The 11,822-nt window shown below is 57.4% G+C and carries 7 protein-coding genes; 3 read left to right on the plus strand and 4 right to left on the minus strand.

The window, feature by feature from the left end; all coding sequences use genetic code 11:
• Positions 1–18: 18 nt before the first annotated feature.
• From ENN40_05685 to ENN40_05695, 3 genes are read right to left on the minus strand one after another with little or no spacing between them, the layout of a single operon-like run.
• Complete coding sequence (locus ENN40_05685; GenBank protein ID HDP94836.1) at positions 19–258, minus strand: hypothetical protein; 240 nt, start codon at positions 256–258, stop codon at positions 19–21.
• Positions 251–988 (minus strand): ribonuclease III, encoded by a 738-nt coding sequence (gene rnc, locus ENN40_05690; protein ID HDP94837.1) that lies wholly within the window; start codon positions 986–988, stop codon positions 251–253. Before rnc ends, ENN40_05685 begins: the two co-directional genes overlap by 8 nt.
• Positions 985–2,868, minus strand: coding sequence for a HAMP domain-containing protein (locus ENN40_05695; GenBank protein ID HDP94838.1), 1,884 nt, complete (start codon positions 2,866–2,868; stop codon positions 985–987). The genes rnc and ENN40_05695 overlap by 4 nt, the downstream gene beginning before the upstream one ends.
• A gap of 375 nt (positions 2,869–3,243) precedes the next feature.
• Here ENN40_05695 and ENN40_05700 point away from each other — a divergent pair, with 375 nt between their 5' ends.
• The 3 genes from ENN40_05700 to ENN40_05710 all read left to right on the plus strand — a co-directional run bounded on the left by ENN40_05700 (position 3,244) and on the right by ENN40_05710 (position 9,009).
• Positions 3,244–4,599: a phosphomannomutase/phosphoglucomutase gene (locus tag ENN40_05700; GenBank protein HDP94839.1), complete on the plus strand. Its 1,356-nt coding sequence runs from the start codon at positions 3,244–3,246 to the stop codon at positions 4,597–4,599.
• 103 nt (positions 4,600–4,702) lie between these two features.
• Entirely contained in the window at positions 4,703–5,938 is a 1,236-nt protein-coding gene (locus ENN40_05705) for an efflux RND transporter periplasmic adaptor subunit (GenBank protein ID HDP94840.1), read from the plus strand.
• Positions 5,935–9,009: an efflux RND transporter permease subunit gene (locus ENN40_05710; GenBank protein HDP94841.1), complete on the plus strand. Its 3,075-nt coding sequence runs from the start codon at positions 5,935–5,937 to the stop codon at positions 9,007–9,009. The genes ENN40_05705 and ENN40_05710 overlap by 4 nt, the downstream gene beginning before the upstream one ends.
• 65 nt (positions 9,010–9,074) lie before the next feature.
• On the opposite strand, the gene ENN40_05715 is transcribed toward ENN40_05710, so the two are convergent.
• A complete protein-coding gene (locus tag ENN40_05715) occupies positions 9,075–11,588 on the minus strand; it encodes a hypothetical protein (protein ID HDP94842.1) in 2,514 nt (837 codons plus the stop codon).
• Between the last annotated feature and the right edge of the window lie 234 nt (positions 11,589–11,822).

Here is an 11,822-nt window from a genome sequence, read left to right on the forward strand (position 1 = left end):
AGGGGCAAACCCGCCCGGTTACCGCTTTTTAGGGGTTGGTTTCAGTGGTAAAAAATCACCGGGAATCTCTTCCTTTCGTCGACCCAGAATCCACGCTTCGACCTTGGTGGTGATATCAGCGTGGTGGTTCTTTACCCGCAGTTCCTCTCCATCAAGCAATCGAATCTTTGTTCCGCCATCCGGGTGCGAAGAGATTGTATGGATCTGATCCGCGTTGAGAAGGATCTCCAAACCGTCAATGCGAAGCAATCTAATCATGGGTCAGGAAAAACACACTGGACAACTGACCATCTACGGGAACGCCGTCCATTTTGTGCAACGCCCTGCTGGCCGCGTCCTGCTCAGCTTGTCGCCGGGTTTCTCCCACTCCCCGTGCGAACTCCTTGCCTCCGATCATTACCGCCATGGTGAATTCCATCCGCGGAAGTTTGCCCCGTTCAGCGATCAGATGGTATTCCGGGGGGGAATCTTTGCGTGACTGCATCCGCTCCTGCAATTCGGATTTGAAATCGTTGATGCGGATGCGCCGCCCTTCCCGCCCCATCTCATCAATGGCGCTCTGGAAAAAGGGCAGCAACACGGTTCGGGCCGCGCGAAAGCCGCCGTCCAGGTAGACGGCCCCTGCCAGGGCTTCGAATGTGGAAGCCACGATGCGACGGTTGCGGCGACCGTTGTTTTGCTCTTCTCCCCGCCCCAGGAGCACGAAATCTCCCAAGCGGATGGTGCGTGCGACCTGGAAAAGAAAATTGCTGGACACCAGGTGGGCCTTGAGTTTGGAGAGTTCGCCCTCCCGCGCATCCCGGAAACGACGAAAAAGGAATTCAGTAACCACCAGGTTGATAACCGAATCCCCCAGAAACTCCAGTTTCTCGTTGTCCGGTAACGCCTTTTTGCTGCCTTCGTGGAAAGAGCGATGGGTCAATGCTTCCCGCAACAAATCTTCGTTGCGGAAAGTATGGCCCAGCAGGCGTTGCAATTCGTTCATCATTTCATTTTCAGGACCATAAAGGTCAGGTCATCACTGTGATCCCCTCCGCCGCTGTACTTCACGCTGAAATCCAACAGGCGCTGGCGAATCTCACTGGCCGTAGCCTGGGAGTTTTCGCTCACCACTTTCTCCAGGCGATCCAATCCCAGCATTTCACCGCCGGCGTTCATAATCTCGGAAAGACCGTCGGAAAACAGCAACAGGATATCGCCGGCCGCCCAGGTAGTGCGGGACTCCTGGATACGGCCGCCATCGAAATGGGGCAGACCTATGGCCATACCTTCCGGATACAATTGTCGGCATTTATGGGTGGCCGCCTGGTAAAACAATCCCCGGGTATGACCGGCCCGGGCAAAGACGAATTCCCGGGAACAGAGGTCAAAGCGCGCCATGCTCACGGTAATAAAGGTCTTGCGATCAAATGTGCGCTTGAGACTCTCATGACAATGGGCCAGCAACTGCGCCAGGGAAAGTTTTCGGCTTTGAAGGTAATTGACCACCCCCTTCAACTCCGCCATGTAGAAGGCTGCGGATGCACCTTTGCCGGAAACGTCGGCCACCAACATGGTCAGGCTGCGGCCGGGATCATAAAAATAGTCAAAGTAATCACCTGCGATCTCCAGAGCGGGGATATTGACCGCCGCGATATCCAACTCAGGCGTGCTGAATGTATCTTGCGGCAACAGCTTCAACTGGATGCGCCGAGCCGTCTGCAATTCGCCTTCCAGGCGCTGTTTCTTTTTCTCTTCCTGCAGCAGGCGTTTGATTCCCGAAGCCATCTCGTTGAACGAATCCGCCAGATCCGCCAACTGCCCGCCGCCGCGGACGCGGACACGCGCGTTGAAATCCCCACGCCGGATCTGACGCGTTCCCAGGTGCAACTGGTTGACTGAACGGGTAATGACACGCACGATACGGAACCCGATAAAGAAAGAGATCACGATAAAGGTGGCAAACAACCCGATCAGAAAGTAAACAAAGCGCATGGCATTGATCTGGGAGGTATCCTGTCCCCCGGAGCGGATCTTGGCGAAAATACGATCGTAATCGATCAGGAGCCAGAAAAAATGTTCGCGTTCCACCAGCCCCTGCTCGTGCAACACGTCCAGATCGATAAAGCGGAATTTGTATTGCCAGGGCATGAGCACGATCTCGCTATCGGAATCGGTCAGGGCCGACAATTGGGTGGATACCTGACTTTGAAAATTCTGGTCCCATGGAATCAGGCGGATACGGAAATCACTCACCCTGGACAGTTGTTGGATAAAATCGCTATCCAGGCGCATGGCCATGAGCACGGCGAATCGTTCATTCTGGCGATACGCTCCCAGGTAAAGTCCCCCACCCAGTTTGAAATAGCCTGAAAACTGGGTCAGCCTCACCCGCTCCACCGGGATATCGGCGGGGTAGCGATAGAAAGGTTCATACTCGCCGGTGCCGTTCTTTTCGTAGAACGCAGCCACCAGGTTCTCGGGATCGAAACGGGTGACGAAACGGATGCTCTCCTGCATGCGACGGCGGTCATCCAGGCTCAAATAATGGGTCACGCTGCTGTTGTACTCCGTAACCTGCCGCTTAACCAGGTTGTCGATAATCACCACTCCATACTGGGCAATCAGGATATAGATCAGAAACAAAAAGAATACACCCACCATGATGATCGGAGCCAGCACGAAAAAAAGCCCGGAAAAGATCAAGCGATTGCGGATCTTCCACATCAGGTGACGCCGGGCCAGAATGGTCAGCTTGACCAGGACCAAGGCGACCAGGGCCCAGGTAAGGAAAGACGCGAACGGACCGGGAAATAAGAGCCGGGAAAACAGCGTAACCACGGCCAGCAGGATGAGAATCCGATCCAGGGAAGTCAGTTTGCGCCACATATCGGCTCCATTATACGCCGGTGACCGGCCGGAATACAAGTATATGAATAAGGTGGCAGGAGGCAGGTGACAAGAGACCTCGGACGTCTCTGTAGGAAAGACAAAGGTTCTGGGTTGTTGTTTTTACTTTAGACTTTGCCCCTCGCCCTTGGCCATTTCGGTACCAGCAGAAGGTAGAACGTAGAAAGTAGAAAAAAAAGCATTGAGGCTGCTTTCGACTTTAGACTTTCGACTGAATTTTTTGTCCTGCCTTCCTGCCACCTGTCACTTGATTCCTTCTTTCACTTTTCACTCTACACTTTGCCAATCCCCGGTGACGTGGGGTATAATGGCTATCCGTTGGCATTAAATACTCGAGGAGGACTCATGTTGACCATAGACAAAACCATCTTTCGCGAATACGATATCCGCGGCATCGTAAAAACCCAGCTCCAGGATAGCGTAGTGGAACGCATCGCCGCCTCTTTCGCCGCCCTGTTGGTACGTGCCGGAAAAGACTCCGCCGTGGTCGGCATGGACGGACGGCCCTCTTCACCCCACTTCAAAGATATCGTCAACCACACCCTTGCCCGGTACGGCATCCACGTAACCGACATCGGTCTTGTCCCCACTCCGGTCATGTACTACACCCTGTTCAAAAAGAACCTGGGCGGGGGCATCATGATCACCGCCTCCCACAACCCCCCCGAGTACAACGGTTTCAAGGCCATGGTGGGCCATGACACCCTGTCCGGCGACCAGATCCGGGAACTGTACGACCTGGCTTGCCGCGAGGATTTTCCGCCGGAGAAGCCGGGATCCATTCAGGTTGTGTGCATGAACGAAACCTACATGCGGGAGATTCTGGCCTCACTGGACATGGGACGGAAAATCAAAACCGTAATCGACTGCGGCAACGGCACGGCGGGCATTACGGCCATGCCGCTTTACCAGAAGATGGGCGTGGATGTGGTGGGCCTCTACACTGAAGTGGACGGCAGCTTCCCCAATCACCATCCGGATCCCACCAAAGCGGAAAACCTGGCGGACCTCATCGCCGCGGTACGGGAGCACAATGCCGATCTGGGGATCGGCTTTGACGGCGACGCGGACCGCATCGGGGTAGTGGACGGCCGGGGCCGCATCCTCTGGGGCGACCAGCTGCTGGTGCTTCTGGCGCGGGATGTGCTTTCGCGTCACCCCGGACGCACGGTAATCTCCGAGGTTAAGGCTTCGGAAGTCCTTTACGAAGAGATCCGCAAAGCCGGGGGAAAAGCCATCATGTGGAAAGCCGGCCATTCCCTGATCAAGAAAAAGATTTTCGAGGAAAACGCTGTTCTGGCCGGCGAGGTCAGCGGACATGTCTTTTTCAACGACCACTGGTACGGGTTTGACGACGGCGTATACACCGGCGCGCGCCTGCTGGAAATCCTTTCCCGCCATACAAAAAACCTGTCGGAGTTGCGCGATTCCATTCCCACCCGGGTAAACACCCCGGAGCAGTACGTGGACATTCCCGAAGAGATCAAGTTCGCCGTGGTGAAACAGGTTGTGGAAGCCTTTCGCAAAGAGTACGAAGTAATCGATATCGACGGGGCCCGCGTGCGGTTTCCATTCGGCTGGGCCCTGGTGCGGGCATCCAACACCCAGCCGGCGCTGGTGATCCGCTTCGAGGCGGACACGGAGGAAAACCTGGAAAGCATACGCTCCCGGGTGCTCGGCGAGCTGGAGCGAATCCGCGCCCGATTCTGACTGACGGCAAACGCAAACTTTTTTTCCGCTCTTAACGTACAATATGTGTGTTTAGCGCCTTGCCAAGAGGCTTCCGCATGTTTTACCGCTACCACAGGACAGCATGATGCATATCGCAAACAAAAAAAAAGCCGCCTGGATCATCGTCACCATTCTGATATTCCTGATCGCAATCTGGATGATGCTGCGACAATCAGGAGATGAAAGGGGCCCGGGGAACGGCCCCGGAAGCGTCGCCGTCGCCGTTGAAGTCGCCCCGACACAAAAAGGCTCTTTGCGTGACCTGGGAAATTTTACCGGCACCTTGACGGCAAGGACCAATGTAATCGTGGCGCCCAAAATCTCGGGTCGCCTGGAGCGGCTGTTCGTAAACATCGGTGACCCGGTGCGCAGCGGCAGTTTAATCGCCTTGCTGGATGACGAGGAATATCACCAGCAAGTCATTCAGGCCGAAGCCGACTTGCGGGTGGCAAAAGCCAACCTGGAAGAGACCCGCAGCTCCCTGAACATGGTGCAGCGAAGCCTGGAACGGGCCCGTGCCCTTCATGAAACCGGAATCACCAGTGATGCGCAATTGGACCAGGCCGTAGCCGAGAACCAGGCGCAATTGGCCCGATTAAACGTTGCAAAAGCCCAACTCGCCAACCGCGAGGCCGCCCTAAAAAGCGCAAAACTGCGTCTTTCCTATACCCGGATCACCGCTTCCTGGGACCGGGGTGACACGGTACGCTACGTGGGTGAACGATTCAATCACGAGGGCGCGCTGCTTTCCCCCAATACCTCCATTCTCTCCATAGTAGAACTTCAACCCATCCTTGCCGTTTTTTACGTCACGGACAAGGATTATTTCCGCCTGCGTATCCAGCAGCAGGCAGTGATATCCAGCAATGCTTTCCCGAATGAACGCTTTGCCGGACGGATCGCGCGCATCGCTCCCTTATTGCAGGAAACCTCGCGCCAGGCGCGGGTGGAAGTGGAAATAAACAATCCGGAATCTCGACTCAAACCGGGCATGTTTGTCAACATCGAAATCGAGTTCGCCCGGCGGGAGGATGTAACCATTGTCCCCTTTGACGCCCTGGCCAAACGCAACGATGTGCGGGGCGTTTTTATCGCCGACATGGAAAACCGGACAGCTCGTTTCGTTCCCGTGGAGACAGGCGTAACTGAAGCGGGGAAAACCGAGATCGTCGCACCCGAAAACTTGTCCGGACATGTGGTGGTCATGGGCCATTATCTTCTGGAAAACGAGGGCCGGATCATCGTCGCGCCGCCAACTGCGGCCGAGGGCGATAATCCGGACACTCAGCCTTCACCGCCATCGGGGAGTAAGCCATGAACCTGCCTGATTTCTCGATCCGGCGGCCGGTATTTACCGTTATGCTGGTTCTGGCCATCGTCGCCGTGGGACTGGTCTCCCTCGGCCGCCTGCCCATTGACCTGATGCCCGACATCACTTTTCCCACCTTGAGCATCATGACCTCCTACGAAAACACCGGCCCCGAAGAGATCGAACAGATCATCACCCGGCCCATCGAAGAGGCCATGAGCGCAGTCCCCGGCGTGGAAGAGGTGTTTTCGGTCTCTTCCGAAGGCAGCAGCAATGTGCGCGTGATGTTTACCTGGGGCACCGATCTTTCCGCCGCGGCCGACGACATACGTGAACGCCTGGACCGAGTCATCCCCCGCCTGCCTGACGATGTGGAAAGGCCGATGTTGCGCAAATTCGATCCGGCCATGTTTCCCATCCTGATCGTCGGCGCGCTCAGCAACCTTGATCCCATCCAGACGCGACGCATTATCGATGAACAGATCTCGTACCGGCTGGAACGGGTTGCCGGCGTGGCCTCGGTCGATATCTGGGGAGGCCACGAACGCGAGATCCAGGTCAACCTGGACGTGGCCAAGATCAAGGCGTTGGGACTGGCATTGGACCGCATCATTGCCGGGATCCGGGAGGGAAACGTCGATCTGCCCGCCGGCGTGATCGAGCGCGGCAACTACGAAATCCTGGTGCGCATTCCCGGGGTTTTCACCAACCTGGAAGAGATTCGAGACACGGTTGTGGCGGTTCGAGACGGCGTACCCATCCGCTTGCGAGAGATCGCGGATGTGGAAGACACCTTCCGCAAGATCACGCGCGTGATCCGCATCAACGGTGTGCCCGGAACCCGGTTGGCGGTCTACAAGCAGTCGGGGACCAACACGGTGCAGGTTGCCGGTGGCGTGCTGAAAGAGATCGAGCGCATCCAGAAAGACCGGCCGCAGATCCAATTGATCCCCATCCGCGACAGTTCCGCATATATTCAAAACGCCATCACCAATGTGGGCTCCACCGCCATCTACGGAGGTCTGCTGGCCGTTTTCGTCCTGCTGTTCTTCCTGGGCAGTTTGCGCTCCACCCTGGTCATCGCCACCGCCATTCCCATCTCGATTGTCGCCACGTTCGCTTTGATCTACTTCGGCGGCTTCACGTTGAATATCATGACCCTGGGAGGCCTGGCATTGGGCATCGGCATGCTGGTGGACAACGCCATCGTGGTGCTGGAAAACATTGTGCGCCTGAAAGACGGCGGCATGCTTCCCAAGAAAGCCGCGGCCGAAGGCACACGCGAGGTGTCAGCCGCGGTAGTGGCCAGCACGCTAACCACCCTCTCGGTTTTCCTGCCCATGGTTTTTGTGCGCGGAATAGCGGGCATCATGTTCAAGCAACTGGCTTTTGTGGTCAGTTTTTCCCTGGTTGCTTCGCTTTTCGTCGCGCTCACGCTGGTTCCCATGCTTTCCAGCCGCATGCTTCGCTCCGGAAGCGGCCCCGTCTCCAAACTGGAGAAGTGGAAGGTTCGAGTTACCAGCGCTGTCCAACTGTCCCTTGCAACGCTGGAAAACCGGTACCGAAACCTTTTGCGAATTTCCCTGAACCACCGGGCCCGGGTAGTGGTAATCGTATTGGTTTTGCTGGTGGGCAGCATCGCCCTGATCCGCTTTGTGGGCAGCGAATTCATGCCGGCCACGGATGAAGGCGAGGTGCGCTTATCTGTTGAAATGGAAGTCGGTACCCGCCTCGACGTAATCGACGAGCGCTTTCAAACCATCACTTCCATTATTCGACGTGACGTACCGGAAATGACCAGCATCGAGGAGAGTATCGGCGGGGGATGGTGGCGAAGCGGCTCTCATACCGGCAGGATCACCCTCAAGTTAACGCCCAGGTCGGAGCGCTCCCGCTCAAGCGATCAGATTGCCGCGGCTTTGCGACGCAGTCTGCAGAATATTCCCGGCACCGTGATCCGCGCCCGCGCCTCGGGCGGCATCTTTTTCCTGCGCGGCGGCGGAGATGAAGAGAGCGTACAGGTGGAAATCAGGGGGTTCGACCTGGAAGTCGCCGAAGCCCTGGCACAGAGAGTAAAGGCAGTGGTGGAAAAAGTAGACGGAATTTCCGATGTCCGTCTCAGCCGTGAAATGGGCAAACCCGAAGAACTCCTGGTCATCAACCGCAAAGCGGCGGCGGACATGAAGCTTCCGATCAACCGCATCGGCGGCACCCTGGAAACCGTGCTCTCCGGCACCCAGGCCAGCACCTTCAGGGAAGGCGGCGATGAGTTCCGTATCCTGGTTAAAGTCAAGGACGCCGAGAAACTGACCATCGACGAAATCCTCAACCTGACCATAACCAACAACGATGGACGCCAGGTCAGTTTGCGCAATATCGTTGACGTAAAGCCGCGCAGCGGCCCCCAACGCATTGAACGCCGCGACCGTGAACGCGTGTTGACCATCAACGCTGAGATTGAAAACCGCGACCTGGCCTCGGTACTGGGCGACATCCGCGCGGGATTGCGCCATGTGCCGATCCCCCGCAACTTTGAAGTCGCTTTCACCGGAGACTTCGAGGAACAGCAAAAGGCGTTCCGCGAACTCCTGGTCAGCATCCTGCTGGCCCTGCTGCTGGTCTACATGGTCATGGCCATGCTCTATGAATCGGTGCGTGATCCGTTCATTGTCATGTTCTCGGTTCCCCTGGCCGTGATCGGGGTGGTATGGATGCTCTTGATCACGGGTACGACTTTCAACATGCAGTCCTATATCGGCTGTATCATGCTGGGTGGAATCGTGGTCAACAACGCCATCCTGTTGGTAGACCACACCAACCTGCTGCGCAGACGCGATAACATGAAGGTGCGTGAGGCCATCGAGGAAGCCGGTCGCAGGCGCCTGCGCCCCATCCTGATGACCGCCATGACCACCATCCTGGCCATGTTGCCCCTGGCCATCGGCCTGCGTGAAGGCAGCGAAGCCCAGGCGCCCATGGCCCGGGCCGTGATCGGAGGGCTGCTGAGTTCAACCCTGATCACTTTGATCGTGGTTCCCGTTATGTATTCGTTTCTTGAAGAGAAACGCAAAAAGCAGTAAAGGGGGACGGATCTTGACAATTTGACATTTTCTATATTTTTGCCGAACAGGTCATTATGTTTGTTTTAGGATCCGTCCCCCTTGCCTTCCGGCAAGGGGTGGGTGAATTCAGAGAGAAATGCGCCGGGAACCGCAGCCAGGGAGAGCGCGAACACCCGCCAGAAAGCCGTCACGAAAATGCCGTGCGCGTCCGCCGCCCAGGCGGAATTTGAAATCCAGACAGAAACCCCCGTAGAAACAACCCCGAGCAAAGCACCGGCCGCGACAGCCAGAAGGACTCGCGAGCCCGTGGCGGCACCCCGCGCCCACCGGGCAACCAGCGCTCCCGCAACCAGGGCCAGAAGCATCGCCAACCACCATACATCAGCCATGCGCAACACGATGCCGGAACGCTTCAGCACCCACCATTCCACCAATCCCCAGGCTGATGCCGCCGCCATGACCACTGGAAACAAGTGCCAGCGTCGCGTTTTCAATTCGCGCCGGTATTCCTCGAGAATTCCCAAGCGCCGGCGCAGGGTGAGGGGCCAATTGTAGAAGAGGTTGAACACGGCGTGTTCCAACAGGGCACCGGCTTCGCCGAAAACGGGTACCACGTGCACGGCCTCGGTGGCCCAATGCCCGGCCATGAAACGCGCCAGGGTTGGATAGCGGTAGGTCATCTGGATGGGGAAAGCCAGGTAACCGATGTATTTGAAAAAACTGAGCGGCAGGGCGATCTTGTAGTCTTTCAGATTGCGCTCGCGGATCACCAAAACCAACACGTAGATGCCACGCACCAGTGAACCCGGTGAAATCGGCGTAATTTGAAAGAGCACCACAATGGCCGCCACCGCGGCCATGACCTCGGGACCACTGAGTTCCGGATGCAGGCGCACGTAGATCCAGCTGACGATTACGGAAACGACCTGGGTTACCGGCATTGTACAGACGTGTACAGCCAGGCTCTTGAGGTATTTCTGAATAAACGGTTCATCCAGTTGATGATGAATGGTATCCGCGTCTTTTTCGCTGAGAATATGCTTGCGCCGGCCTTCCGCCACCATGTCGCGCAACCACTGCTCCCGCAGGGGAGCACTGAAGTAGAGCCGCACCGGGCGCACAAAGATCTGGTGCAGGCGGGCGGCGGCGTATCGCCGATCCGTGAGTAACCGGTGCAAACCGGCGGGCAGGATCGAAAAAGGCAGGTGCGCCAGGTATCGGCTCACGGATTCCGCTACCTTTCGCGCGCGCGTGGCTGTCATGCGGCCGCCGCGATGCCAGCGAATAACTTTTTCCCTGATTTTGCCTTTCAGGGCCCGGACCACATACCCCCGCCGGCTGAATAAAGCCGCGTAATGGCGTCTCCAATCGCGGCGCCGCCACAAGCGGCGCAGGAACTTTCCCAGCAGGGGAATCAGGCCGAGCAGTGCAAACAGCCAGGTTTGGGGCAGATTCAGAGGCCGGACCGCGCCGGGCTCCGGGGGATCGGAAATCCCACGCACTTCCCAACCCCGGCGGGCGGATGCCCAGATCCGCGACCAGAGTGGACGGCTGTACGACAGGCGTACATGATGGTGGGTAATGTCGGGCAGAGAATCGCGGTATTCCTTTTCCCGCTGCTCCAATTCCGCCAGCACCCCGCCCATATCCGCGAAGGTATCGGCATGGCGATCGATAAAGGCCTTTAATCTCTTTACGTTACCGCGATCGAACTGCACCAGGCGGCCGTGTTTCATTCCCTGCCAGATCAACTTCACATCTCCGGGGCTCATGGGCAGGAAAGGCAACAAGGTCAGGCCGGCACGGAAGTCCACGGCCACCAGACCCTTTTCCGGGTCCACCTCATCGCGGCGTTTCAGACAATTGGGCTGGCTCTTGGCGGTGCTCCACTCGTATTGGCGGGCAAACTCCCGCGCCCCCATGGCGTGCAACAACGCCACCAGGTCGGCCATGAAGCGTTTCTTGGCGCGATATTCCGGGGAACCGAGTTTTTCCGGCGAAACTCTTTTTCCGCGGCGATGACGCCATAACAGGTCCAGGCGGTCGTCCACTTCCAGGCGCCAGGTACGCCCGTCCACCCAGTCGCTCAGTTCTCCACAACTTCCCAGGCCCGGGTCGGTAAAGGTAGCGTGCACGCGGTTGACCGCTTCCTCACCTCCCATTCTCAGGGAGGCCCCACGCCGGATCAGGGCCTGCCACAGCGACCCCGCCCGGGCGGCCGCTGGATTCACCTGAAGCTGAAAGGGCCCCTGAAAACCGACCCAGTGCAAAAAGTTGCGGAACAGGCGGGAAAATCCCGACGGCGGCACCAGGATCTTCATGGCATACACGCCGCCGGCAACGATTCCCCCTACCGGGTCCCGGCTTGAAAGTTCTTCCACACGCACCCGGTAGACCTGACCCGCGAAGCCCCCGCCCACAAAGCTCTCCACTTCCAACCGGCAATATCCCCGCCCGGCCGGAAACACCCCTTCCAGGTTTAATTCCAGATGCTGGCCGGGTTCGTAACGCTGCCGGCGGAATGGGCGGAAAAGCCCGGCGGCATGAAACTCCTGCTCCAATTGCCGGCATACCAGGGGATCGTATTCCTTTTTCATCGGGTTTCCATCCTAAGCCGCTGCCGGATATGGCCAGGGCGTGATGCCCCATTCTAGCCGAACCTGCCCGTCTTTGCAACCAAACAGAAAGTTGGAGAGTTGAAAACTTTTGGTTCTCTTCCATTTTGTGTGGGTTTGGGGGTTATGCATATTTGAAAAAATGATAAGGCTGCATGAGAGTACCCTTTCGGGCACAAATCACCGCTCACCACTTCGGTTCAGACCCATGCGGTC

This window comes from Candidatus Aminicenantes bacterium (genome assembly GCA_011049425.1).
Lineage (GTDB): Bacteria > Acidobacteriota > Aminicenantia > UBA2199 > UBA2199 > UBA876.